Source organism: Burkholderia sp. BCC1985, assembly GCF_905339915.1.
Lineage (GTDB): Bacteria > Pseudomonadota > Gammaproteobacteria > Burkholderiales > Burkholderiaceae > Burkholderia.
Window position 1 is genome coordinate 1 of record NZ_CAJPGY010000049.1, and the last position, 23839, is coordinate 23839.

Consider the following 23839-nt stretch of genomic DNA (forward strand, 5'->3'; position numbering starts at 1 on the left):
CAGCCCGGCGGGCGTCGCCGATCGCGCCGATCACTACTGGCTCGGCGCGACCTACACGGCCACGCCGCAGTGGGCGGTGACGGGCGGCGGGTATTACGTGAAGGTCGGCGATGGCGGCGGCGACGCGTCGCACGATCCGTCGGGCCACGCGATCATGTACGTGCTCGGCACGACGTACAACCTGTCGAAGCGCACGTTCCTGTATGGGACGGTCGCGTACGTGCGCAACGGCGGGAATTCGAACTTCTCGCTGCTCGCGTCGCCGCGCGATGCGACGTCGGGCACGAGCCCGATGACGGGCGAGTCGCAGACGGGCGCGTATGTGGGGATGATGCATACGTTCTGAGCGGCGGATCCGCCGGTGCATCGGCTTCAGGGTTCGCGCGTCGTCACGCGCTGTCGTCACGGGCGCGCATGTTTCATCGGCGCGTGTGGTGGTTTCATGCAGTGGTCCTATGTTTCGCGCTTCGCAACCGAACTTTGGGTATTGATATTCACGCTGCGTCAAATGATTCATCCCGGCCATGTCGACCTTTTCCCTGCTTTGGAAAGCACGCGCAGGTTGGGTATCGCCAGGCGTCCCGGTCGCTTCCAGTCGCCCCGGCGCGCCAGTTTTTTTCACCGCGGCCGTTTCGGTTCGGCCGGTCATCAGTCACTCTTCTCTCGGTAAGGTGATGTCATGAAAACATCCAACAAGCAGCATGCCGGACTTGCCTCGTGGCGCCGGCGTACGCCGGCCATGATCGGAACGCTTGCCCTGTTCGGCATGATCGCAAGCGGCCCGGGTGCGGCGGCAGACTGGGTCTTTGCCGGGCAGGGTGTCGACAACACGCGTACCGCGCCGGACGAGCGCGTGATCGGCGTCGACAACGTCTCGCAGCTTGCGCCGCGCTGGACGCTGGATACCGACGGCAACGTGTCGGCCACGCCGACCGTCGCCAACGGCACCGTATATGTGCCGGACTTCGGCGGCTCGCTGTGGGCGGTCGATGCCGCCAGCGGCAAGGTGAAGTGGAAGAAGAAGATCACCGAATACAGCGGCATCGACAACGATGCGTCGCGAACCAGCCCGGCCTACTGGGAAGGCACGCTGATCTTCGGGCAGGGCACCCAGGTTGCGAACAACCCGACCGGCGCGTTCGTGCTGGCAGCGAAGGTAGAGGATGGCGCGCCGCTGTGGCGGACCAAGGTGGATTCGGATCCGACCGCGATCATTACCCAGTCGCCGATCGTCGATCGCGGTGTGGTGTACGTCGGCCTCTCGTCGCGTGCCGAGGCGCTCAACGACAAGCCGACCTATCGCGGCGCGGTGGTCGCCCTCGACGCCAGGACCGGCAAGATGCTGTGGAAGACCTATATGGTGCCGAAGGGATATACCGGCGGCTCGGTGTGGGGCAACACGGCGGCGGTCGATCATGAAACCGGCCTGCTCTACGTGACCACGGGCAACAACTTCTCGGTCCCGTCGGGTCACTGCCGTTACCCGACCCAGAAGAACTGCAAACCCGATACGCCTGCCAACATGATCGACAGCTTTGTCGCGCTCGACCTCAAGACCGGCAGGATCGTCTGGCATACCCGTACGTTGGCGGCCGACATGTCGACCAACTACGACCACGACGACGGCCCGGACTACGATTTCGGCTCGGGGCCCAACCTGTTCAAGGCGACCATCAACGGGAAGGAGAGGACGTTGGTGGGTGCAGGCGCGAAGAGCGGCGTGTACTGGGCGCTCGATCCCAAGACCGGCAAGGTGGTCTGGCAGACGCAGGTCGGCCCGGGCAGCCTGCTGGGCGGCATGCTGTGGGGGACGGCCGCCGACGGCAAGCGCATCTACGTTTCGATCGGCAACCTGGACGGCAAATCGATCGACGTCGACAACGGTCCGAACGGCCAGAAGACGACCAAGGGCGGCATCTGGGCGGCGGTCGATGCCGCCACCGGCAAGGTGCTGTGGCGCACGGCCGACCCGCAGGGCAAGATGGACACGGTGGCGATGTCGGCCGCAAACGGTGTCGTCTATGCAGGCTCGTTGGCCGGGACGGGCGCGAGCATGTATGCGCTCGATGCGGCGACGGGCGAGATCAAGTGGAGCTACGAGAACAACGGCGCGGTGGTGTCGGGCGCTGCCATCGTCGACGGGTCGGTGTACTGGGGGGCGGGCTACCACACCAAGGTGCTCGGTCTGCCGTACGACGGCACGAGTCACAAGCTCTATGCGTTCGGTCTTGCCGCCAAGCAATAAGCGCAACGCAGATACCGGCGTACGCGGATGACGGGTTGCTCGTGCGCCGGCGCAAGCCCGGGCAGGCGGATGAAGAGGCGCAACGCCGGACACCGGGGCGCGCGCTGCGCTCCGGACCCTGTTCCAATCTTGCGGGAGAGACGATTTGGTTCTTCGACAAAGTATCGGTCGTTGGCGGGAGGTGGCCTTCGAGGTCGCCGCATGGGATGGCGTAGGCGCGCAGGTCGACCTCTCCTGTGGCTGCATGTTTGCCCGCGAGGCGACGGGCGATGGCCCGACCGGCGGGTTACGCCATCTCGACCTCGCACTGTCGGGGGCACTCACCGGCTTGCGGCGCGAGGGCCGTTTTCTGGCCGCGCCGATGGAAACGCTGTGGATCAGCCATCCGCCCGCGGGCATCGCGGCGCGTTCCTTGTTGCTGGTCGGGCTCGGCGATCCGGCCAGCTGGACGATCGAAAGAACCGCGGATGCCGTCGCCACGGCCGCGCGGACGGCGATCCAGCAGGGTGTCGAAAGCGCGGCCTTTGCGCCGAGCATACTCGACGGCGGGCTGACGACCGCCGCCACCGAAGGCATGCCCCAAGCGATGGTGAAGGCCGTGCTGGCCGCGATCGACACCGGGTATCGGGTCGCGGAGCTGGGTCTTGCCGCGCCCCCCGCGCTGCGCCGCTGGGTGTTCGACGTCGGCGCGGCGCGCTTCGACGGCGCCGTCGAGCATTTCGGCAACGCGCCTGCAGCCGCACGGACCTGACCGACCCTGTCTGGTTGTCGCGTACGGCATCTCATCACGCCGCATCCGGACAAACCCCTCCTCATCGAAATTCGCCCCAAACCCCCGCCATACAAGCCGCTGCCCGCGCATAGTGGTTTCCACCCATAGTCGCAAATAGTCAAGAACAGGTCGCCGGCGGTCGTCTTGCGGTGAATATGGCTCGTTACTTTTACTCCCACGATGCAGGCCGGGACGCACTCCGCGCACCGTCGGACATCGGTCCAACCGAAGGGGAGAAACCATGAAGTCGACAAAGATCGCCGCGTTCGTCGCGGCCGTGCTGGCGACCGGCGCGTTCGCGACCGCGGCGCAGGCCGAAACGGATGCCGCGACTTGCCGCAACGTACGCTTCGCGGATATCGGCTGGACCGACATCACGTCCACCACGGCGCTCGCGTCGACGGTGTTCGAAGGGCTCGGCTACAAGCCGACGACGACGATCGCATCGGTGCCGATCTCGTTCGCCGGCCTGAAGAGCAAGCAGCTGGACATCTCGCTCGGCTACTGGTGGCCGGTGCAGCAGAAGCAGCTCCAGCCGTTCCTCGACAGCAAGTCGATCAACGTGGTCGAACCGCCGAACCTGTCGGGCGCGAAGGCGACGCTCGCGGTGCCGAGCTACGAATACCAGGCCGGCCTGAAGACCTTCGAGGACATCGCGAAGCACCGCGCGGAGCTCGACGGCAAGATCTACGGGATCGAGCCGGGCAGCAGCGCGAACGCGACGATCCAGAAGATGATCGACACGAACCAGTACGGCCTCGGCGGCTTCAAGCTGGTCGAATCGAGCGAGGCGGGGATGCTCGTCACGGTCGAGCGCGCGATCCGCGACAAGAAGTGGGTCGTGTTTCTCGGCTGGGAACCGCATCCGATGAACATCCAGATCAGCATGAACTACCTGTCCGGCGGCGATGCGGCATTCGGCCCGAACTACGGCGAAGCGCGCGTGTACACGCTGACGGCGCCCGATTTCATCTCGCGCTGCCCGAACGCGGGCAAGCTCGTCGAGAACCTGCGCTTCACGACGCAGCTGGAGAACCAGCTGATGCAGTCGGTGATGAACAAGACGAAGCCGGCCGACGCCGCGAAGGCGTACCTGAAGAAGAATCCGCAGGTGCTCGATGCCTGGCTCGCCGGCGTCAAGACGTTCGACGGCAAGGACGGCCTGCCTGCCGTGAAGGCCTATCTCGGCCTGTAACGGCCCGCACGCGCCGCGAGCTTGCGGCGCGCAGCGAAAAATCATCTGCAGTACGACGGAAATCGAGCGACACGAACCGAAGCAAACGAGGGCACTCAGCATGAACCACGAAGTCATCATCACCTGCGCGGTCACCGGCGCGGGCGATACGGTCGGCAAACATCCGGCGATTCCGGTCACGCCGAAGGAAATCGCGGCCGCCGCGATCGAGGCCGCGAAGGCCGGCGCGACGGTGGCGCACTGCCACGTGCGCGATCCGCAGACGGGCCGCGGCAGCCGCGACCCGAACCTGTACCGCGAAGTGGTCGACCGGATTCGCTCGGCGGACGTCGACGTGATCATCAACCTGACGGCCGGCATGGGCGGCGATCTGGAGATCGGCCCGGGCGAAGACCCGATGCGCTTCGGCAAGGGCACCGATCTCGTCGGCGGCCTCACGCGTCTCGCGCACGTCGAGGAACTGCTGCCGGAAATCTGCACGCTCGATTGCGGCACGCTGAATTTCGGCGACGGCGACTACATCTACGTGTCGACGCCCGCGCAACTGCGCGCCGGCGCCAAGCGCATCCAGGAACTCGGCGTGAAGCCGGAACTGGAAATCTTCGATACGGGCCATCTGTGGTTCGCGAATCAATTGCTGAAGGAAGGACTCCTTGACGATCCGCCGCTGTTCCAGCTGTGCCTCGGCATTCCGTGGGGCGCGCCGGCCGACACCGGCACGATGAAGGCGATGGTCGACAACCTGCCGCCGGGCGCGCACTGGGCCGGCTTCGGGATCGGCCGCATGCAGATGCCGATGGTCGCGCAGGCGATGCTGCTCGGCGGCCACGTGCGCGTGGGCCTCGAAGACAACATCTGGCTCGATCGCGGCGTGCACGCGACCAACGGCACGCTCGTCGAGCGTGCGCGGGAAATCGTCGAACGGCTCGGCGGCCGCGTGCTGACGCCGGCCGAAGGGCGTCGCAAGCTCGGCCTGCCGGCGCGTGGCGAGCGCCTGCTCGAACGCCGCGCGGTGGCCGAGTTCGCGTGAGTTTCAACGCTGATTCCGCTTCAATGCGGCGGCGCGCACGGGTGCGCCGCCGTCCGATTCTCCTCGATTTGAAGGATGTGTTGACATGGCAGTGAAGACCGACATCAAGACGTTCGCCGCGATCGGCACCGGCGTGATCGGCAGCGGATGGATTTGCCGTGCGCTCGCGCACGGTCTGGACGTGGTCGTGTGGGACCCCGCGCCGGACGCGGAAGCGCGCTTGCGCGCGAGCGTCGCGAATGCATGGCCCGCGCTCGAGCGCGTCGGCCTCGCGCCGGGCGCCGATCCCGCGCGGCTGCGCTTCGAGTCGACGATCGAGGCCTGCGTCGCCGACGCGGACTTCATCCAGGAAAGCGCGCCCGAGCGCGAGGCGCTGAAGCTCGAGCTGCACGAACAGATCAGCCGCGCGGCGAAGCCGGACGCGATCATCGCATCGTCGACGTCGGGGCTGCTGCCGACCGACTTCTATGCGCGGGCGACGCATCCGGAGCGCTGCGTGGTCGGTCATCCGTTCAATCCGGTCTACCTGCTGCCGCTCGTCGAGGTGCTCGGCGGCGCGCGCACCTCGCCGGAAGCGGTCGAGGCGGCGATGGAGATCTATCGCAAGCTCGGCATGCGGCCGCTGCACGTGCGCAAGGAAGTGCCGGGCTTCATCGCGGACCGGCTGCTCGAAGCGCTGTGGCGCGAGGCGCTGCATCTCGTCAACGAGGGCGTCGCGACGACCGGCGAGATCGACGATGCGATCCGCTTCGGCGCGGGCATTCGCTGGTCGTTCATGGGCACGTTCCTGACGTACACGCTGGCCGGCGGCGACGCGGGCATGCGACACTTCATGCAGCAGTTCGGCCCCGCGCTCGAACTGCCATGGACGAAGCTGGTCGCGCCGAAGCTGACCGATGCACTGATCGACAGCGTCGTCGAAGGCACGAGCGAGCAGCAGGGCACGCGCAGCATCAAGGAACTCGAGCGCTATCGCGACGAGTGCATCACCGAGGTGCTGAAGGCGATCGCCGCGGTGAAGGCGCGGCACGGAATGCGATTCGAGGACTGAACGAACATGACAGGCGATACCCCGCTGACGATCTACCGCGACGTCGTGCGGCCCGAATGGGTCGACTACAACGGCCATCTGCGCGACGCGTTCTATCTGCTGATCTTCAGCTTCGCGACCGATGCGCTGCTGGACCGCATCGGTCTCGACGACGCCGCGCGTCGCGAGCGGGGCCGCTCGGTCTACACGCTCGAAGCGCACGTGAACTATCTGCAGGAGATCAAGGAGGGCACGCGCGTGCGCGTCGATGCGCGGGTGCTCGCGCACGACGCGAAGCGGCTGCACCTGTATCTCGAACTGTTCGCCGACGGGCATGACGGCGCGGTGTCGGCGAGCGAGCAGATGCTGCTGCACGTCGACACGCGCGACGGCGCGAAATCGGCGCCGTTCGACGACGACGTCGCCGCGCGCGTGGCCGATCTGCATGCGGTGCAGCGCGATTGCGCGGCCCCTGCGTATGCGGGCCGCGTGATCGGACTGCCGCCGCGCCGCTAGCGTCGACGTTCAACCCTGCACCGCGGAGCGCACACGATGCTCGAACCGGAAATCGCGGCGTTCGTCGCGGCCGTCGACGCGTGGTATCCGGCCGACGCAGCGGCGCGCTCGGCCGACGAGCAACGCCGCGTCTACGATCGCTTTGCGGCCGCGTGGACGCCCGCCGAACTGCCGGCCGGCATCGTCCGGCACGATGCGGTGTGGCATGCGCCGGACGGACGCGCGATCGCGCTGCGGCGCTATGCGCCCGCGCACGGTGAGCCGCGCGGCACCGTGCTGTTCTTTCATGGCGGCGGCTTCGTCGTCGGCTCGCTCGACAGTCATGCGTTGATCACCGCGCAACTGGCGGCCGACACGGGGCTTGCCGTGATCGCGGTCGACTACCGGCTCGCGCCCGAGCATCGCGCGCCGGCCGCGCTCGACGATTGCGTGGCCGTCACGCGCGCCGCGCGCGACGCTGCGCACTGGCCGTTCGACGCGTGCGCGCGACCGCTGACGCTCGCCGGCGACAGTGCCGGCGGCAACCTCGCGGCCGCCGTCGCGACCGCGCTGCGCGATGCGGGCGAAGGCGGCATCGACGGGATCGCGCTCGTCTATCCGATGCTCGGCCTCGAACCGCAATCGCCGGCGCGCGAAACCGAGGCACACGCGCCGATGCTGACGCTCGACGACGTCCATCGCTATCGCGCGTTGTACTGGGGCAGTGAACGCGACGATGCGCCGGGCGATGACGATCCGCTGCTGCGCGCCTCGGTGCCGCTCGCGGCGGCGCGTTTCGACGGCCTGCCGCCCGTGCTCGCGATCGGCGCGGAACACGATCCGCTGCGCGACGATGCGCGCGTCTATGTCGAACACATTGTTGCGGCCGGCGGCGCCGCGCGTTACTGGATGGGAGAGGGGCTGGTGCACGGCTGCTGGCGCGCGCTCGGAACGAGCCCGCAGGCGGCGCGGATGCACCGGATGATCGGCGGGTTTCTGCTCGCACCACACGCGTAGCGGGCGTTTTCCGGGAGGCAACGATGCAGGCAGCGCAACACCGTATCGAGGACTGGCGGACCTTTTCCGCCGACGCGGCCATTGCGGCGGCGACGATCGGCGAGGGTGCGGTGAACGTCGAGTGGAGCGACACGCGACGATCGCCGTTTCACTTCGACTGGTTGCGCGACAACTGCGCGTGCTCCGCGTGCGTGCATGCGCTCACGCGCGAACAGGTGTTCGAGATCGCCGATGCGCGCGAGGATCTGTCGGCGCTCGTCGTGCATGTCGAAACCGACGGCGCGCTGCACGTCGAGTGGAACGACGGGCATCGCAGCGCCTGGTCGCCGGGATGGTTGCGCGCGCATGCTTACGACGATGCGTCCCGCGCGGAACGTCAGGCCGCGCACGGGCGGCACGTGTGGACCGGCGACGATGCGACGGCGATCGGCGTGTTCGCGTGGCGTGACGTGATGGAGGACGACGGCGCGTTGCTCGCCTGGCTCGCCGCGTTGCAGCGCACGGGGCTGACGCTCGTCGAGGGCGTGCCGGCCGAACGCGGCCGGGTCGACCAGATCGCGCGGCGCGTCGGCCTGATCCGCGAAAGCAATTTCGGCGTGCTGTTCGATGTCGAATCGAAGCCGCGGCCGGACAGCAATGCCTATACGTCGCTGAACCTGCCGCCGCACACCGACCTGCCGACGCGTGAATTGCAGCCGGGCGTGCAGTTCCTGCACTGCCTCGCGAACGACGCAACGGGCGGAGACAGCGTGTTTCTCGACGGCTTCGCGCTCGCGGATGCGCTGCGGCACGAATATCCGGACGATTTCACGCAACTTGCGTCGACACCGTTCGAGTTCTGGAACAAGAGTGCGAACAGCGACTACCGCTGTTCGGCGCCGGTGATCGGGCTCGATGCGCGCGGCAACGTGACCGAGGTGCGCGTCGCGAACTTCCTGCGCGGGCCGCTCGATGCGCCGGCCGGCGCGGTCGCGGCCGTCTACCGCGCGTACCGGCGGTTTCTCGCGCTCGCGCGCGAGCCGCGTTTCCGCGTGCAGCGCCGGCTGCGGGCGGGCGACATGTGGGCGTTCGACAACCGGCGCGTGCTGCATGCGCGCACCGAGTTCGATCCGTCGACGGGCCGCCGGCATCTGCAGGGCTGCTACGTCGATCGCGACGAACTGCTGTCGCGCTGGCGTGTGCTGTCGCGTGCGCTGCCCGCGGCTGCCGCCGGGCGCTGATCGGCGCATTCGACTTCCGCAGTCGGCTGCCGCATTCGACTTCGTTACGCATACCTCGCCGGGGAAAAAGCGCCCGGACGCAAGGCGCCCGGGCGAAGCCACCCGCTGCCGGGCGGCGGAGGTATGCGTTTCACAAAAAAAGACGAGCCCGCATGAGGGGCTCGTCCGGATCCAGCTTCTTCATCGCGCGATGCGCGGTGCGCCCGCCGGGGGCGCGTCGGCTTACTGGCCGAAGAAGACCGAGTCGCGTGCGTTCGACGACGTTGCGGCAGCCGGGGCGCCCGAGTGGACGACCGGAGCCGGTTGCGCGCCGTAGCCGCTGGCGTCGGCACCATGAACGCGCGCTTCCGCCGACTGGATGTCGTTCGGGTAGTACGGGCTCGACACGCCCGGCTTGTAGCCGGCTTGTTCGAGCTGAACCAGTTCGTTGCGGACTTGCGCGCGGGTCACGGTGCTTTGTGCGAAAGCGCCGAACGAAGCGGACAGGGCGACAGCGGCAACAACTGCGGAAACGAGCGATTTCATGATGACCTCCGGTGTTTTATTCGGTTCGCTTGCGACACCATGTCTGCAGCGATTGACTAAATCTTAGTCACCGGGTCGTTCAGGGTAAACGCTGGTTTTGACGATAGATTGTTTCCAGGGCGGTAACAGTGGAACGCCGGATCATGCTTTCATCCGGCTTTCGTTTCTGTAAGTGTAATAAGTATGAAGAATGTTGAGGCGACGCGCGCGGGATTCAGCGCACCTCGGCAGCCGCATCGAACGGCTTGGCGGGCGGACGGCCGGCGGGCGCGCCCGAACTCAGGAAACGCACGCCCGTCGCGGCTTCGGACGCCTCCCACAGCAGTGCCGCGAGGGCCACGTCGCGTGCCGCGCGCGGCACGCTCGCCGGTGCCGGCAGGCCGCGCGACTCGAGCCAGCCGGACGGCCCGAGGTACGAGCCGCCGGCGAGGTCGGGCGACGTCGCCGCATGAATCGCGGGCAACGCACCCTGCTCGGCCGGTTGCGCGAGATAACGGTTCGCCGCGCGCATCAGCGCGGCGCGCGTGGGCGAACTGTCCATCGCGGGGCCCGCGAACTGCAGGTTGGTTGCCGCGTAGCCGGGATGCGCGGCGACGCTGATTCCCGCGAACCCCGCGCGCTGGAAGCGGCGCTGCAACTCGAGCGCGAACACCAGGTTCGCGAGTTTGCTGTCGCAGTAGGCGAGATAACGGTTGTAACGGTGCTCGGCGCGCAGGTCGTCGACCCGGATCCGGCCGCCGCGGTTGAAGCCGCTCGACATCGTCACGACGCGCGCGCGCCGGGCGGCGCGCAGCGCGGGCAGCAGATGGCCAGTCAGCGCGAAATGGCCGAGGTGGTTGGTGCCGAACTGCATCTCGAAGCCGTCGTGCGTGTGTCGCAGCGGCAGGAACATCACGCCGGCGTTGTTGCAGAGGATGTCGACGCGGCCGTGGCGGTCGGCGACACCGGCGGCGAAGCGCTGGATCGACGCGAGATCGGCGAGGTCGAGCGCATCGACTTCGACCCGTGCGGCGGGATGGAGCCGGCGAATCGCAGCGGCGGCCTGCGCGGCGCGCGCGGCATCGCGGCAGCCCATCACGACCGTCGCGCCCTTGGCGGCCAGCGTTTCCGCGATGTGCCAGCCGAGGCCGCTGTTGGCGCCGGTCACGATCGCGACCTTGCCGCCTTGCGCCGGGACGTGGCGCGCGCTCCATGCATGCATGTCTGCCTCCATCGGCGTGGCGGTGCGCCACGACCCGCAATCGTTACATTGAGTGGTGTAACGATAGTCCGCGCGGGTGGGACAGACAAGCGGGGGAATTAGACCGGCGCTTCTAGGGCGCGCAAGCGCAGCACGCCGCGGGCCCCGGCACGCGCTGGCCGGCGGGCGTTACCGGCTGCCGGCCAGCGCGAGCACTTCGGCGGCGGAGATCATCGCCGCCGCGTTCGCGGGTGCCGGGCGCTCGGCCGGGCGGAACACTTCGTCGCCGCGCTGGATGACCTGGCGCGACAGCGCGCAGGTGCCGGTGCGCTGCGCGAAGCGGCGGCGCCAGCGCTGTTCGCCGTAGTGACAGCGGCCGGGTTCGACCCAGCGGACGACGAGCAGCGTATCGGAGCGTTCCAGAATTTCGACGTGGACGTCGGCGGGATCGAGCACAGGCAGGGATTTGGAGGCCTTCATTTGCCGTTTCCTAAAGCTCGTGCGGTTTCGGCCGTGGCAGTGGATGTCACTACCCGAGGGCGAATCCGTAGCGGTTTCCATGAGTGGTGCGCTAAATGTAAGCGTCTGTGACCGGAAAAAACATCCTGTCTGGCTCAAATTACCTTTTGCCGAATCAGAAACAATCGACGCGCATTTTCGTGAAAAAGCCAACGACAAAAGCGCCCCGGACGCGCACGCCCGGGGCGGAAAATCGGCCCGCGCCCCCGTGTCTGCTCGCTCAGTCACGTGGACACCGCGGGGGACGGAGACGCCCGTCAGGGATCGGCGACGGGCGGGGGGCGGTGTCCGGGGAAGCGCGGTCCGGCAACACCATGATCGCGCGCGCCCGCCGTTGACACCCTGACGGGAACATGACTTTTTTGTCAGTTTCGCCGTGCCGACGGCGCGACTCCGGTGCCCCGGTGTCGCCCAAACGCCCACCGGTATTGGCCTTGCGCGATACGCGGCCGATCGGCGGAACCTGAAAAATACGGTAATCGAAGCCCGCCGCAGCGCCTTCCGCCCGATTCTCCCGCTCGGGAAAATACTGAATCACGCGAACGTGACAAATCCGGAATCTGTTCCTATGATTGGTTGGACCTTTAGTCCTTTGTGCCAATCAGCCGGCCCGGCCGGCTTCTTCGGGAGAGGTGCTCATGAGATTGCAGGGCAAGCGCGCACTGGTAACGGCGGCCGGGCAGGGTATCGGCCGCGCGACCGCGCTGCGGTTCGCAAGCGAGGGTGCCGACGTGCTGGCGACCGACATCAACGAAGCCGCGCTCGCGCAACTCGCGGCCGACGCCGAACGCGCGGGCGGCCGGCTGGCCACGCGGCGGCTCGACGTGACCGACGCGGGCGACATTGCCGCACTCGCCGCGCAGGAGCGCGCGTTCGACGTGCTGTTCAACTGCGCGGGCTTCGTGCACCACGGCTCGATCCTCGACTGCGACGACGCCGCGTGGGCGTTCTCGCTGAACCTGAACGTCACGTCGATGTACCGGCTGATCCGCGCGCTGCTGCCGGCGATGCTGGCTGCGGGCGGCGCGTCGATCGTCAACATGGCGTCGGCCGCGTCGAGCGTGAAGGGCGTGCCGAACCGCTTCGTCTACGGCACGACCAAGGCGGCCGTGATCGGCCTGACCAAGTCGGTCGCGGCCGATTTCGTCGAGCAGCGCATCCGCTGCAACGCGATCTGCCCGGGCACGATCGAGTCGCCGTCGCTGGAGCAGCGGATCGCCGAGCAGGCGCGCACGCGCCAGGTGTCGACCGACACCGTGCGCCAGGCGTTCGTCGCGCGTCAGCCGATGGGCCGTATCGGCACCGCGGACGAAGTGGCCGCGCTCGCGCTGTATCTCGCGTCCGACGAAGCGTCGTTCACGACCGGCGCGATTCACCTGATCGATGGCGGCTGGTCGAACTGACCGCGTCTAGCCGACCGCGCCCTTCCACTCACTTTCCATTTCCGCCCACACCACATGAAACTGCTGAGATTTGGCGACAAACACCATGAAAAGCCGGGCCTGCTCGATGCGCAGGGCAGGATCCGCGACCTGTCGGGCGTGATCGACGACGTCGCCGGCGACGCGCTCGCACCCGCGTCGCTCGCGCGGCTGCGCGAGCTCGACCCGGCGTCGCTGCCGCTCGTCGAAGGCGCGCCGCGGCTCGGCGCGTGCGTCGGCCGCGTCGGCAAGTTCATCTGCATCGGGCTCAACTATTCCGACCACGCGGCCGAATCGGGGATGGACGTCCCGAAGGAGCCGGTCGTGTTCGGCAAGTGGACGAGTGCGATCTCGGGGCCGAACGACGACGTCGAGATCCCGCGCGGCTCGGAGAAGACCGACTGGGAAGTCGAGCTGGGCGTCGTGATCGGCCGGGGCGGCCGCTATATCGACGAAGCCGACGCGCTGTCGCACGTCGCCGGCTACTGCGTGGTGAACGACGTGTCGGAGCGCGAGTACCAGCTCGAACGCGGCGGCACGTGGGACAAGGGCAAGGGCAACGACACGTTCGGCCCGCTCGGCCCGTGGCTCGTGACGGCCGACGAAGTGCCCGATCCGCACGCGCTGCGGCTGTGGCTGGAAGTGGACGGCCACCGCTACCAGAACGGCACGACCGCGACGATGGTGTTCCGTGTGCCGCACCTGATCAGCTACCTGAGCCGCTTCATGAGCCTGCAGCCGGGCGACGTGATCTCGACCGGCACGCCGCCGGGCGTGGGCCTCGGGCAGAAGCCGCCCGTCTATCTGCGCGCCGGGCAGGTGATCACGCTCGGCATCGACGGGCTCGGCGAGCAGCGCCAGCGCACCGTGCAGGCCTGAAACCCTTTCCCGGACGGTTCGCCATGCCTATCATTCGATCGATGCGCGTCCTCGACGTGCGCTTCCCGACCTCGCGCCAGCTCGACGGTTCCGATGCGATGAATCCGGACCCCGATTATTCGGCAGCGTACGTCGTGCTCGAAACCGACCGCGACGGGCTCGAAGGCCACGGGCTCACGTTCACCATCGGGCGCGGCAACGAAATCTGCTGCGCGGCGATCGACGCGATGCGTCACCTCGTCGTCGGCCTCGACCTCGACTGGATCCGCGAGGACATGGGCCGCTTCTGGCGGCACGTGACCTCGGACAGCCAGTTGCGCTGGATCGGCCCCGACAAGGGCGCGATCCACCTGGCGACGGGCGCCGTCGTGAACGCGGTGTGGGACCTGTGGGCGAAGGCGGTCGGCAAACCGCTGTGGCGGCTCGTCGCCGACATGAGCCCCGAGGAGATCGTGCGCGCGATCGACTTCCGCTACCTGACCGACTGCCTGACGCCGGACGAAGCGCTCGACCTGCTGCGACGGCAGGCGCCGGGCAAGGCGGCACGGATCGCGACGCTCGAGCGCGAAGGCTACCCGTGCTACACGACGTCGGCCGGCTGGCTCGGCTACAGCGACGACAAGCTGCGCCGGTTGTGTCACGAAGCGGTAGACGCCGGGTTCGATTACGTGAAGCTGAAGGTCGGCGCGAACCTGGAGGACGACATCCGCCGCGTGACGATCGCACGCGAGGTGATCGGCCCGGACCGCAAGCTGATGATCGACGCGAACCAAGTGTGGGAAGTCGACGAGGCGATCGACTGGGTGCGCGAGCTGGCGTTCGCGAAACCGTGGTTCATCGAGGAGCCGACGAGCCCCGACGACGTCGAAGGGCACCGCAAGATCCGCGAGGCGATCGCTCCGGTGCAGGTCGCGACCGGCGAGATGTGCCAGAACCGCGTGATGTTCAAGCAGTTCATCGCGCGCGGCGCGATCGACGTCGTGCAGATCGACGCGTGCCGGCTCGGCGGCGTGAACGAGATTCTCGTGGTGATGCTGCTGGCCGCGAAGTACGGGTTGCCGGTGTGTCCGCATGCGGGCGGCGTCGGGCTGTGCGAATACGTGCAGCATCTGTCGATGATCGACTACGTGTGCATTGCCGGCACGAAGGAAGGGCGCGTGACCGAATACGTCGATCACCTGCACGAGCATTTCGTCGAGCCCTGTGTCGTGCGCGGCGCGGCGTACCTGCCGCCGACGGCACCCGGATTCTCGATCGAGATGAAGCCGGCATCGCTCGAGCAGTACCGGTTCCGCGGCTGAAGCACGCAGCACGCAGCACGACGGCGCACGATGACCCGCGCATGGCCTGCGCGCGGCGACAACATGAACGACGGAGACGCGAAGTGGATTTGAATCTGCAAGACAAGGTCGTGATCGTGACCGGCGGCGCGTCGGGCATCGGCGCCGCGATCTCGATGCGGCTTGCCGGCGAAGGCGCGATTCCGGTGGTGTTCGCGCGCCACGCGCCGGATGACGGTTTCTGGCGCGCGCTCGCGCAGAAGCAGCCGCGCGCCGCGTGCGTGTCCGTCGAGCTGCAGGACGACGCAAAGTGCCGCGACGCAGTCGCGCAGACCCTCGCGCGCTTCGGCCGCATCGACGGCCTCGTCAACAACGCGGGCATCAACGACGGCGTCGGGCTCGATGCCGGGCGCGACGCATTCGTCGCATCGCTCGATCGCAACCTGATCCACTACTACGTGATGGCGCATTACTGCGTGCCGCACCTGAAGGCGACGCGCGGCGCGATCGTCAACATCTCGTCGAAGACGGCGGTCACCGGCCAGGGCAACACGAGCGGCTATTGCGCATCGAAGGGCGCGCAGCTCGCGCTGACGCGCGAATGGGCGGTCGCGCTGCGCGACGACGGCGTGCGCGTGAACGCGGTGATCCCGGCCGAGGTGATGACGCCGCTTTACCAGAACTGGATCGCCGGTTTCGACGACCCGGAAGCGAAGCTCGCGGAAATCGCCGGCAAGGTGCCGCTCGGCAAGCGCTTCACGACCGCCGACGAGATTGCCGACACGGCCGTGTTCCTGCTGTCGGCGCGCGCATCGCACACGACGGGCCAGTGGCTGTTCGTCGATGGCGGTTATACGCATCTCGATCGCGCGATCGGCTGAGGGCGGCGAGCCATGCAACCCGATCCGAACCCGACGACCCTCGCGCCCGCGGCGCTGATCGAGCTGACCGGCGTCAGCAAGCGCTTTCCGGGCGTGCTGGCGCTCGACGATTGCCGCTTCGACCTGCGCGCCGGCGAAGTGCATGCGCTGATGGGCGAGAACGGCGCGGGCAAGTCGACGCTAATGAAGATTCTCGCCGGCGTTTATCAGAAGGACGAAGGCGAGATCCGGATCGACGGCCGCGCGGTGGACATCGACGATCCGCGCGCCGCGCAGGCGCTCGGGATCGGCATCATCCATCAGGAACTGAACCTGATGAACCACCTGAGCGTCGCGCAGAACATCTTCATCGGCCGCGAGCCGCGCGGCCGCTTCGGCGTGTTCGTCGACGAAGAGAAGCTCAACCGCGACGCGGCCGCGATCTTCGCGCGGATGCGGCTCGATCTCGATCCGCGCACGCCGGTCGGCCGGCTGACGGTCGCGAAGCAGCAGATGGTCGAGATCGCGAAGGCGCTGTCGTTCGACTCGCGCGTGCTGATCATGGATGAACCGACCGCCGCGCTGAACAACGCGGAAATCGCCGAGCTGTTTCGCATCATCGGCGACCTGCGCGCGCGCGGCGTCGGCATCGTCTACATCTCGCACAAGATGGACGAGCTGCGCCAGATCGCCGATCGCGTGACGGTGATGCGCGACGGCAAGTACGTCGCGACCGTGCCGATGGCGGATACGTCGATGGAAGCGATCATCGCGATGATGGTCGGCCGCCAGCTCGATGCGACGTTCCGCACGCCGCCCGATACGTCGGCCAACGCGGTCGCGCTCGAGGTGCGCGGGCTGTCGCGCGGCCGCGCGATCCGCGACGTCGGCTTCACGCTGCGGCGCGGCGAGATCCTCGGCTTTGCCGGGCTGATGGGCGCGGGCCGCACCGAGGTCGCGCGCGCGGTGTTCGGCGCGGACCCGGTCGACGCGGGCGAGATCCGCGTGCACGGCAAGACCGTGACGATCCGCACGCCGGCCGACGCGGTCAGGCACGGGATCGGTTATCTCTCGGAGGACCGCAAGCACTTCGGGCTCGCGGTCGGGATGGACGTGCAGAACAACATCGCGCTGTCGAGCATGCGGCGCTTCGTGCGCCGCGGCCTGTTCCTCGATGCGCGCGGGATGCGCGACACCGCGCAGTCGTACGTGCGCCAGCTCGCGATCCGCACGCCGTCCGTCGCGCAGCCGGCGCGGCTCCTGTCGGGCGGCAACCAGCAGAAGATCGTGATCGCGAAGTGGCTGCTGCGCGACTGCGACATCCTGTTCTTCGACGAGCCGACCCGCGGCATCGACGTCGGCGCGAAAAGCGAGATCTACAAGCTGCTCGACGCGCTCGCCGCCGACGGCAAGGCGATCGTGATGATCTCGTCGGAGTTGCCCGAGGTGCTGCGCATGAGCCACCGGATCCTCGTGATGTGCGAAGGGCGCGTGACCGGCGAATTGCGCGCGGCCGACGCCACGCAGGAAAAGATCATGCAGCTCGCGACGCAGCGCGAGTCGACCGTATTGTCCTGATTCCGACGCTTACCCGATCATGTCCAACGATACGCATCCCGTTCCGCCTCTTGCCACCGGCGACACGCCGGCCGGCGCAGCGGGCCTCCGTGCCCGCTTCTTCAACCCGGCCGCGCGGCAGAAGCTGCTCGCGTTCGCGAGCCTCGTGCTGCTGATCGTGTTCTTCAGCTTCGCGTCGCCGAACTTCCTCGAAGTCGACAACCTCGTGACGATCCTGCAGGCCACCGCCGTGAACGGTGTGCTGGCCGTCGCGTGCACCTACGTGATCATCACGTCGGGCATCGACCTGTCGGTCGGCACGCTGATGACCTTCTGCGCGGTGATGGCCGGCGTCGTGCTGACGAAGTGGGGCATGCCGCTGCCGCTCGGGATCCTGGCCGCGCTATCGTTCGGCGCGCTGTCGGGCAGCGTGTCGGGCTTCGTGATCGCGAAGATGAAGGTGCCGCCGTTCATCGCGACGCTCGGCATGATGATGCTGCTCAAGGGGCTGTCGCTCGTGATCTCCGGCACGCGGCCGATCTACTTCAACGACACGCCGGGCTTCACGTCGATCGCGCAGGATTCGCTGATCGGCAACCTGATTCCCGCGCTGCCGATTCCGAACGCGGTGCTGATCCTGTTCCTCGTCGCGATCGGCGCGTCGATCGTGCTGAACCGGACGATCTTCGGCCGCTACACGTTCGCGCTCGGCAGCAACGAGGAAGCGCTTAGGCTGTCCGGCGTGAATGTCGATGCGTGGAAGATCGCCGTCTACACGTTCAGCGGCGCGGTGTGCGGGATCGCAGGACTCCTGATCGCGTCGCGGCTGAATTCCGCGCAGCCCGCGCTCGGGCAGGGCTACGAGCTCGACGCGATCGCGGCCGTCGTGATCGGCGGCACGTCGCTGTCGGGCGGCGCGGGCAGCATCGTCGGCACCATCATCGGCGCGTTCATCATGAGCGTGCTGACCAACGGCCTGCGCATCATGTCGGTCGCGCAGGAATGGCAGACGGTCGTGACGGGCGTGATCATCATCCTCGCCGTCTACGTGGACATCCTGCGCCGGCGCCGCCGCTGACGCATGCACGCACGAACCCGAACCCGAACACGAACTCACATGCGCTTCACCGCCGGCCGGGCCGGCATTTCAGTCGATACCAACCAAGGAGACGCGAAGTGATCAGGAGCAAGGTGTTGAACGCGATCGTCGGGCTGACGTTCGCCGTCGGCGTGACGGCCGGTGCGCAGGCGCAGGAATCCTACATCCCGCTGATCTCGAAGGGCTTCCAGCATCAGTTCTGGCAGGCCGTGAAGGCGGGCGCGATGCAGGCCGCGAAGGACTACAAGGTGAAGGTGACGTTCGAAGGCCCCGAAACCGAGGCGATGGTCGACAAGCAGATCGACATGCTGTCCGCCGCGATCGCGAAGAAGCCGGCCGCGCTCGGCTTCGCGGCGCTCGACAGCAAGGCCGCGCTGCCGCTCCTGAAGAAGGCGCAGGCCGAGAAGATTCCGGTGATCGCGTTCGACTCGGGCGTCGACAGCGACATCCCGGTGACGACCGCCGCGACCAACAACAAGGCCGCCGCCGCGCTCGCCGCCGACAAGCTCGCCGCGCTGATCGGCGACGAAGGCGAGGTGGCCGTGGTCGCGCACGACCAGACGAGCCGCACCGGCATCGACCGCCGCGACGGCTTTCTCGAACGGATGAAGTCCGCGCACCCGAAGGTGCAGGTCGTGACCGTGCAGTATGGCGAGGGCGATCAGCTGAAGTCGACCGAAGTGACGAAGTCGATCCTGCAGGCGTATCCGAAGCTCAAGGGCCTGTTCGGCACCAACGAAGGCTCGGCGATCGGCGTGGTGAACGGCGTGCGCGAGATGAAGCGCAAGGTCGTGATCATCGGCTACGATTCGGGCAAGCAGCAGAAGGACGCGATCCGCAGCGGGCTGATGGCCGGCGCGATCACGCAGAACCCGGTCGGGATCGGCTACAAGACGGTCGAGGCGGCCGTGAAGGCGACCAAGGGCGAGAAGCTGCCGAAGGTCATCGATACCGGTTTCTACTGGTACGACAAGACCAATATCGACGACCCGAAAATCACGGCGGTGCTGTACGACTGAGCGCGACGTGACGCGGCGGGCAACGGTGAATCACGAGGACACCATGGGCGCAGTGCGTATCGATTCCCACCAGCACTTCTGGCGTTACCGCGCGGCCGACTATCCGTGGATCGGCCCCGGCATGGGCGTGCTCGCCCGCGATTACCTGCCCGACGCGCTTTGGCCGCAGATGCACGCGCAGGCGCTCGGCGCGTCGATCGCGGTGCAGGCGCGCGCCGGGCGCGACGAGACGGCATTCCTGCTCGATCTCGCCCGCGACGACGCGCACATCGCGGCGGTGGTCGGCTGGGAGGATCTCGGTGCGCCGGAACTCGCCGAGCGCATCGCCGCATGGCGCAGCCCTAAGCTGCGCGGCTTTCGTCACCAGGTGCAGGACGAAGCCGACGTCGGCGCGTTCGTCGCGGATCCCGCGTTCAATCGCGGTGTCGCGTGGCTGCAGGCGAACGGCTATGTGTACGACGTGCTCGTGTTCGAGCGCCAGTTGCCCGACGTGCGCGCGTTCTGCGCGCGGCACGATGCGCACTGGCTCGTGCTCGATCATGCCGGCAAGCCGCCGCTCGCCGAATTCCACCGCGATGGCGCTGCGCTCGCCCGCTGGCGTGCCGGGTTGCGCGAGCTGGGCGCGCTGCCGCACGTCGTGTGCAAGCTGTCGGGGCTCGTGACCGAGACGGACTGGCGGCGCGGCCTGCGCGGGCAGGACATCCGGCACATCGAGCAATGCCTCGACGCGGCGCTTGACGCGTTCGGCCCGCAGCGGCTGATGTTCGGGTCGGACTGGCCCGTGTGCCTGCTTGCGGCGTCGTATGACGAAGTGGCGTCGCTGGTCGAGCGCTGGGCCGAAGCGCGGTTGTCGGCGGCCGAGCGCAACGCGCTGTGGGGCGGCACGGCCGCGCGTTGCTATGCGCTGCCGGGCGATTCGAAGCCCGGCATATAAAATAGGCGCGAACGGCCCGACGCGCGTGCGCCATTCGTCAGACCGTCCGCAATGCAATCGCTTACCTGTATCAACGTATGTCCATCCAGCCGATTCAGAACCGCCGCCTCTACCAGCAGATCGCCGACAAGCTCAGCGCGATGATCGAGTCCGGCGACTTCCCGCCGGGCAGCTACCTGCCGCCCGAGCGCGAACTGGCCGAGCAGTTCGGCGTGTCGCGCACGTCGGTGCGCGAGGCGCTGATCGCGCTCGAAGTCAGCGGACTCGTCAGCGTGCGTGTCGGCGACGGCGTGAAGGTGCGCCAACCCGAGGCGGCCGCCGCGCCGGAGCCGCGGCCCGATACGAAGGTTGCGCCGTTCCCGGTCGTCGAGATCGATCCCGAGCTCGGCATCGCGCTCGACCTCGATACCGAGATCCCGCCGTTCGCGCTGCTGCAGGCGCGCCGGCTGATCGAGCCGGAAGCCGCGTCGCTCGCCGCGAAGCACGGCTCGGACGCGCAGATCGAAGGGATTCACGCGGCGTTCCTGCGCAACCAGGAAGACAACCGCAGCGGCTCGCTCACGCATCCGGGCGACCGGCTGTTCCATATCCGTATCGCGGAAGCGAGCGACAACCCCGCGTATGCGCTGATGATCAAGCAGCTGCTCGCGCACAAGTACGACCTGATGTTCCAGCGGCTGCAGTCGCTGTACATGCCCAACGACATGCCGCACCGCTCGGAGCTCGAACACCGCGCGATCCTCGACGCGATCCGCGCGCGCGACCCGGAGGCCGCGCGCCGTGCGATGGCCGAGCATCTCGACGAGGTGATCCGGATCTTCGGCCGCGCGCTCGACTGAGCGCGGGCGAGCGGAATCAGAAGCGGTCGGCGCGGTAGGGCGTCGGGTCGGTGAACGGCGCTTCGCCCGTCATCATCTCGGCCAGCAGGCGGCCGGAGACGGGGCCGAGCGTGAGCCCGTGATGGTTGTGCCCGAACGAGAACCACAGCCCGCGATGCGCGGGCGCGGGGCCGATCACCGGCCGCATGTCGGGCGTGCACGGCCGGAAGCCGAGCCACGGCTGCGGGTCGAGCCGTTCGCCGAAGCCGAACACCGGGCGCGCGACGCGTTCCGCGCGCTCGAGTTGCACGCCCGTCGGCGGCAGGCCGCGCCGGGCGATCTCGACACCGGTGGTCAGCCGCAAGCCGCGCCGCATCGGTGCGATCACGTAGCCGTATTCGCGATCGACGATCGGCGCCGACGGCGCGCCGCGTTCGGACGGCGCGTAGTGCATGTGATAGCCGCGTTTCTCGCGCAGCGGAATCTTGTAGCCGAACTTGCCGAACACCGTGTCGGACCACGGGCCGAGCGCGACGACCACGGCCGGCGCGGCGATCTTGCCGTCGTCCGTCGTGACCTGCCACCCGGGCGACAGCGCGTCGAGGCTCGCCGCATCGCCGGTGAGCAGCGTGCCGCCGCCTTGCACGAAGAGTTGCGCGTAGGTTTTGACGAGCGCGGACGGATCGACGACGCTTTTCGGATCGAGCCAGTGCAGCGCGCCGCAGAAGCCGGGCGCGAGGCTCGGTTCCTGCGCGCGCAGTGTCGCGGCATCGAGCGGCGTGATGCCGAGCCCGTGGCGGCGCGCGGTGAGTCCCGCATCGGTGACGGCGCGTTCGAACGCGGCCGGCGTGCGGAACGCTTCCATCCAGCCGCTCGCGCGGATCAGCTCGGTGGCGCCGGCGCGTGCGATCAGCGCGTCGTGCTCGACGATGCAGCGCTCGATCAGCGGCAGCATGTCGCGCGAGGCCGCCGCGTGACGCAGCGGCGCCGATTCCCACCAGAACCGCGCGAGCCACGGCGCGAACGCGGGCAGCGACGTGCTGTGCCAGTAGAGATCGGTGGAGCGGTTCAGCGCGTAGCGCATCAGCGTGAACGGGCTGCGCGGGAACGGATACGGCTCGACCGACGAGCGCTCGATCAGCCCCGCGTTGCCGAAGCTCGTGCCTTCGCCGGGCGCGCCGCGGTCGACGAGGGCGACCTTGCGGCCGCGATCCTGCAGGTGCAGCGCGGCGGAGACGCCGACGATGCCCGCGCCCAGAACGATTACGTCGAAGTCCATCGGTGGTGATTGGCGGTTAGTGGGGCGCCTGCTCGCAGTGCGGTGCGCGCGCCCGGATTGGAGAGGCTCGAACGACAAGCATACTCGCGGCGGCGCGGGTCACCAAGAGGGGGCGCTAATCGTGCAGCCCGCGCCACTCAGCCGCGAATTTCCGCGCGGCGTCGAAGCAAACCGCGTCGCGTTGCGGCGCGCCGATCAACTGCACGCCCACTGGGAATTCACCCCGCACGAAGCACGGTGCGCTGACGACCGGCAGCCCCGCGAACGAAATCGGCTGCGTGAGCAGGCCGAGCGTCTTCGCAGGTTCGAGCGCGACGCCGTTGACATCGACGGTCGCGTCGCTGAAGCGCGGCGCGGCATAGGGCGTCGCGGCCGCGAGCAGCACGTCGTAGCGCGCGAACAGCGCTTCGACGCGCGCGCGCCACGCGGCCCGGCAGGCAAGCGCTTCCCGATGGGCGGCGCCGGAGGTGGCGAGGCCGGTTGCGATGCGCGACCGCAGGCGTTCGGAGACGTGCGCCGCCGGCGCGTCGAGCAACCCGCGATGGTTGCGGGCCAGCTCCACGTTCGAGATCGTGACCGCGGCTTCCCGCACGCGTGCGACTTCGCCGCTGTCGACCGGCACCGCTTCCCCCGCATCCAGACACGCCGCCGCACGCCGCACCGCGCGTTGCGCATCCGCATCGGCATGTCGTTCGAAATCACCCGTCAGCACGGCGACGCGAAGCGGCACGGCCGGATCGCGAGCCGGTTGCGAGGGCGCTGCATGCGCATCGCGCAGCGTGTCATACAGCGCGGCCAGGTCGTCGATATCGTTCGCGAAGCCGCCGACGGTGTCGAGCGATTCGGCATAGGGGAGGCAACCGACCGCCGACAACCGCCCGTCGCTCGGGCGAAACCCCCATACGCCGCATAGCGCCGCCGGCGCGCGGATCGAGCCGTTGGTGTCGCTGCCGAGCGCGAGCGGCACGTAGCCGGCCGCGACGGCAGCGGCCGAGCCGCTCGACGAACCGCCCGTCATGCGCGCCGGATCCGCTGGCAGGCGCACGGCGCCATAGTGCGGATTCATGCCGGTGGCACCGCATGCGAGTTCGTCCATGTGCGTCGCGCCGATCGGCACCGCGCCGGCCGCGCAGAGCCGCGCGACCATCTCGGCATCGGCGACGGCGGGCGGCAACGCGGCGCGCGCCGGCGAGCCGGCGACCGTCGTGTAGCCCGACACGTCGATATTCCACTTCACGAGAAACGGCACACCTGCCAGCGGCCCGGGATCGCGCCCGTCACGCACGAGGCGATCGATCCGCAGCGCTTCGCGCAGCGCCCGCTCGTCGAAGGTGCGGGCGCAGGCATGGATCACGCCGTCGCGCGCGGCGATATCGGCGAGCACGGTTTGCACGAGCGACACAGCACTCACGCGTCCCGCACGAATTCCGGCCGCCAGCGCGAGCGCGCTGCGCATCGAAGGCAC

General features: G+C 68.2%; 23 protein-coding genes. 18 read left to right on the plus strand and 5 right to left on the minus strand.

Annotation, left to right across the window (positions count from 1 at the left end):
- The 9 genes from U4Z31_RS31550 to U4Z31_RS31590 all read left to right on the plus strand — a co-directional run.
- Positions 1-346, plus strand: a 346-nt coding sequence (locus U4Z31_RS31550) for a porin (protein WP_321812392.1), incomplete at its 5' end; no start/stop codon positions are given.
- Positions 347-679: 333 nt separating this feature from the next.
- Positions 680-2245: a PQQ-binding-like beta-propeller repeat protein gene (locus U4Z31_RS31555; protein WP_321812393.1), complete on the plus strand. Its 1566-nt coding sequence runs from the start codon at positions 680-682 to the stop codon at positions 2243-2245.
- A 145-nt stretch (positions 2246-2390) separates the two neighbouring features.
- Positions 2391-2996: a M17 family peptidase N-terminal domain-containing protein gene (locus U4Z31_RS31560; protein ID WP_321812394.1), complete on the plus strand. Its 606-nt coding sequence runs from the start codon at positions 2391-2393 to the stop codon at positions 2994-2996.
- A gap of 262 nt (positions 2997-3258) precedes the next feature.
- On the plus strand, positions 3259-4212 hold the full coding sequence (locus tag U4Z31_RS31565; protein WP_044847783.1) for a choline ABC transporter substrate-binding protein: 954 nt from the start codon (positions 3259-3261) through the stop codon (positions 4210-4212).
- 100 nt (positions 4213-4312) lie between these two features.
- Positions 4313-5242, plus strand: coding sequence for a 3-keto-5-aminohexanoate cleavage protein (locus U4Z31_RS31570; RefSeq protein WP_321812395.1), 930 nt, complete (start codon positions 4313-4315; stop codon positions 5240-5242).
- Between the two features lie 85 nt (positions 5243-5327).
- The gene (locus U4Z31_RS31575; protein ID WP_044847784.1) at positions 5328-6293 is read left to right on the plus strand and encodes an L-carnitine dehydrogenase; all 966 of its coding nucleotides are present in this window, start codon (positions 5328-5330) and stop codon (positions 6291-6293) included.
- A 6-nt stretch (positions 6294-6299) separates the two neighbouring features.
- On the plus strand, positions 6300-6788 hold the full coding sequence (locus U4Z31_RS31580) for a thioesterase family protein (protein ID WP_321812396.1): 489 nt from the start codon (positions 6300-6302) through the stop codon (positions 6786-6788).
- A 36-nt stretch (positions 6789-6824) separates the two neighbouring features.
- Positions 6825-7784: an alpha/beta hydrolase gene (locus tag U4Z31_RS31585; RefSeq protein ID WP_321812397.1), complete on the plus strand. Its 960-nt coding sequence runs from the start codon at positions 6825-6827 to the stop codon at positions 7782-7784.
- A 23-nt stretch (positions 7785-7807) separates the two neighbouring features.
- Entirely contained in the window at positions 7808-9004 is a 1197-nt protein-coding gene (locus U4Z31_RS31590) for a TauD/TfdA family dioxygenase (protein ID WP_321812398.1), read from the plus strand.
- A 222-nt stretch (positions 9005-9226) separates the two neighbouring features.
- Here the strand turns inward: U4Z31_RS31590 and U4Z31_RS31595 are convergent, their stop codons facing one another.
- From U4Z31_RS31595 to U4Z31_RS31605, 3 genes are all read right to left on the minus strand, one after another.
- On the minus strand, positions 9227-9529 hold the full coding sequence (locus tag U4Z31_RS31595; protein WP_044847788.1) for a DUF4148 domain-containing protein: 303 nt from the start codon (positions 9527-9529) through the stop codon (positions 9227-9229).
- Between the two features lie 214 nt (positions 9530-9743).
- Positions 9744-10730, minus strand: coding sequence for an oxidoreductase (locus U4Z31_RS31600; protein ID WP_321812399.1), 987 nt, complete (start codon positions 10728-10730; stop codon positions 9744-9746).
- A gap of 168 nt (positions 10731-10898) precedes the next feature.
- Positions 10899-11189, minus strand: a complete 291-nt coding sequence (locus tag U4Z31_RS31605; RefSeq protein ID WP_044847789.1) for a DUF3331 domain-containing protein — start codon at positions 11187-11189, stop codon at positions 10899-10901.
- 677 nt (positions 11190-11866) lie between these two features.
- On the opposite strand from U4Z31_RS31605, the gene U4Z31_RS31610 reads away from it, so the two are divergent.
- The 9 genes from U4Z31_RS31610 (at position 11867) to U4Z31_RS31650 (ending at position 21116) form a co-directional block, all read left to right on the plus strand.
- Positions 11867-12631: an SDR family oxidoreductase gene (locus tag U4Z31_RS31610; protein ID WP_124668041.1), complete on the plus strand. Its 765-nt coding sequence runs from the start codon at positions 11867-11869 to the stop codon at positions 12629-12631.
- Between the two features lie 54 nt (positions 12632-12685).
- Positions 12686-13528 carry an ureidoglycolate lyase gene (locus tag U4Z31_RS31615; protein ID WP_124523166.1) on the plus strand — a complete coding sequence of 281 codons (843 nt, stop codon included), beginning with the start codon at positions 12686-12688 and terminating at the stop codon, positions 13526-13528.
- A gap of 23 nt (positions 13529-13551) precedes the next feature.
- Positions 13552-14829: an L-fuconate dehydratase gene (locus U4Z31_RS31620; RefSeq protein ID WP_321812400.1), complete on the plus strand. Its 1278-nt coding sequence runs from the start codon at positions 13552-13554 to the stop codon at positions 14827-14829.
- An 83-nt stretch (positions 14830-14912) separates the two neighbouring features.
- Positions 14913-15689, plus strand: coding sequence for an SDR family oxidoreductase (locus U4Z31_RS31625; protein ID WP_321812401.1), 777 nt, complete (start codon positions 14913-14915; stop codon positions 15687-15689).
- 12 nt (positions 15690-15701) lie between these two features.
- Positions 15702-17246, plus strand: a complete 1545-nt coding sequence (locus tag U4Z31_RS31630; protein WP_321812402.1) for a sugar ABC transporter ATP-binding protein — start codon at positions 15702-15704, stop codon at positions 17244-17246.
- Between the two features lie 19 nt (positions 17247-17265).
- Positions 17266-18303 (plus strand): ABC transporter permease, encoded by a 1038-nt coding sequence (locus U4Z31_RS31635; RefSeq protein ID WP_321812403.1) that lies wholly within the window; start codon positions 17266-17268, stop codon positions 18301-18303.
- Positions 18304-18401: 98 nt separating this feature from the next.
- Positions 18402-19343, plus strand: coding sequence for an ABC transporter substrate-binding protein (locus U4Z31_RS31640; protein ID WP_044847796.1), 942 nt, complete (start codon positions 18402-18404; stop codon positions 19341-19343).
- A gap of 43 nt (positions 19344-19386) precedes the next feature.
- The gene (locus U4Z31_RS31645) at positions 19387-20277 is read left to right on the plus strand and encodes an amidohydrolase family protein (RefSeq protein ID WP_321812404.1); all 891 of its coding nucleotides are present in this window, start codon (positions 19387-19389) and stop codon (positions 20275-20277) included.
- A gap of 77 nt (positions 20278-20354) precedes the next feature.
- Positions 20355-21116: a FadR/GntR family transcriptional regulator gene (locus U4Z31_RS31650; RefSeq protein ID WP_044847798.1), complete on the plus strand. Its 762-nt coding sequence runs from the start codon at positions 20355-20357 to the stop codon at positions 21114-21116.
- A gap of 16 nt (positions 21117-21132) precedes the next feature.
- Here U4Z31_RS31650 and U4Z31_RS31655 read toward each other — a convergent pair whose 3' ends face one another.
- Positions 21133-22374, minus strand: coding sequence for an NAD(P)/FAD-dependent oxidoreductase (locus U4Z31_RS31655; RefSeq protein WP_124485219.1), 1242 nt, complete (start codon positions 22372-22374; stop codon positions 21133-21135).
- Between the two features lie 115 nt (positions 22375-22489).
- Positions 22490-23830: an amidase family protein gene (locus tag U4Z31_RS31660; protein ID WP_321812416.1), complete on the minus strand. Its 1341-nt coding sequence runs from the start codon at positions 23828-23830 to the stop codon at positions 22490-22492.
- Positions 23831-23839: the final 9 nt, after the last annotated feature.

Excerpts from the sequence above, each read along its gene's own strand:
- U4Z31_RS31600 (WP_321812399.1), bottom strand. The coding sequence starts at position 10,730 with ATGCATGCATGGAGCGCGCGCCACGTCCCGGCGCAAGGCGGCAAGGTC.
- U4Z31_RS31555 (WP_321812393.1), top strand. The coding sequence starts at position 680 with ATGAAAACATCCAACAAGCAGCATGCCGGACTTGCCTCGTGGCGCCGG.
- U4Z31_RS31595 (WP_044847788.1), bottom strand. The coding sequence starts at position 9,529 with ATGAAATCGCTCGTTTCCGCAGTTGTTGCCGCTGTCGCCCTGTCCGCT.
- U4Z31_RS31575 (WP_044847784.1), top strand. The coding sequence starts at position 5,328 with ATGGCAGTGAAGACCGACATCAAGACGTTCGCCGCGATCGGCACCGGC.
- U4Z31_RS31610 (WP_124668041.1), top strand. The coding sequence starts at position 11,867 with ATGAGATTGCAGGGCAAGCGCGCACTGGTAACGGCGGCCGGGCAGGGT.
- U4Z31_RS31660 (WP_321812416.1), bottom strand. The coding sequence starts at position 23,830 with ATGCGCAGCGCGCTCGCGCTGGCGGCCGGAATTCGTGCGGGACGCGTG.
- U4Z31_RS31605 (WP_044847789.1), bottom strand. The coding sequence starts at position 11,189 with ATGAAGGCCTCCAAATCCCTGCCTGTGCTCGATCCCGCCGACGTCCAC.
- U4Z31_RS31620 (WP_321812400.1), top strand. The coding sequence starts at position 13,552 with ATGCCTATCATTCGATCGATGCGCGTCCTCGACGTGCGCTTCCCGACC.
- U4Z31_RS31615 (WP_124523166.1), top strand. The coding sequence starts at position 12,686 with ATGAAACTGCTGAGATTTGGCGACAAACACCATGAAAAGCCGGGCCTG.
- U4Z31_RS31655 (WP_124485219.1), bottom strand. The coding sequence starts at position 22,374 with ATGGACTTCGACGTAATCGTTCTGGGCGCGGGCATCGTCGGCGTCTCC.
- U4Z31_RS31580 (WP_321812396.1), top strand. The coding sequence starts at position 6,300 with ATGACAGGCGATACCCCGCTGACGATCTACCGCGACGTCGTGCGGCCC.
- U4Z31_RS31570 (WP_321812395.1), top strand. The coding sequence starts at position 4,313 with ATGAACCACGAAGTCATCATCACCTGCGCGGTCACCGGCGCGGGCGAT.
- U4Z31_RS31635 (WP_321812403.1), top strand. The coding sequence starts at position 17,266 with ATGTCCAACGATACGCATCCCGTTCCGCCTCTTGCCACCGGCGACACG.
- U4Z31_RS31630 (WP_321812402.1), top strand. The coding sequence starts at position 15,702 with ATGCAACCCGATCCGAACCCGACGACCCTCGCGCCCGCGGCGCTGATC.
- U4Z31_RS31645 (WP_321812404.1), top strand. The coding sequence starts at position 19,387 with ATGGGCGCAGTGCGTATCGATTCCCACCAGCACTTCTGGCGTTACCGC.
- U4Z31_RS31590 (WP_321812398.1), top strand. The coding sequence starts at position 7,808 with ATGCAGGCAGCGCAACACCGTATCGAGGACTGGCGGACCTTTTCCGCC.
- U4Z31_RS31585 (WP_321812397.1), top strand. The coding sequence starts at position 6,825 with ATGCTCGAACCGGAAATCGCGGCGTTCGTCGCGGCCGTCGACGCGTGG.
- U4Z31_RS31650 (WP_044847798.1), top strand. The coding sequence starts at position 20,355 with ATGTCCATCCAGCCGATTCAGAACCGCCGCCTCTACCAGCAGATCGCC.
- U4Z31_RS31565 (WP_044847783.1), top strand. The coding sequence starts at position 3,259 with ATGAAGTCGACAAAGATCGCCGCGTTCGTCGCGGCCGTGCTGGCGACC.